Source organism: Oleiphilus sp. HI0066, assembly GCF_001635725.1.
Genome location: NZ_LWFH01000928.1, coordinates 1 through 325 on the forward strand (window position 1 = coordinate 1; position 325 = coordinate 325).

General features: G+C 48.6%; 1 protein-coding gene. It reads left to right on the forward strand.

All coding sequences use genetic code 11. From position 1 onward, the window contains the following. On the forward strand, positions 1-325 hold a 325-nt coding region (locus tag A3738_RS10680), incomplete at both ends, for an FAD-dependent oxidoreductase (RefSeq protein ID WP_197473797.1).

Sequence of the window (325 nt, forward strand, 5' to 3'; positions counted from 1 at the left end):
CAAAACCGTGGTCTTGTCATCAGGTGAGCGTATCGATACCAAGACCTTGATTGTCGCAACAGGGGCGAAGTGGAGAGAGCTAAACGTTCCTGGTGAGAAAGAAAATATCGGTAATGGCGTGGCGTACTGTCCACATTGTGATGGCCCATTCTTCAAAGGGAAAGATGTTGCTGTTGTTGGTGGTGGTAATTCTGGAATCGAAGCGGCACTCGATTTGGCTGGTATCGTGAAGAGTGTGACGGTGCTTGAATTTGCAGATACCTTGCGAGCGGACCAAGTACTGGTAGATCAAGCGCAAGCGCGTGACAACATTACGATTATCAAG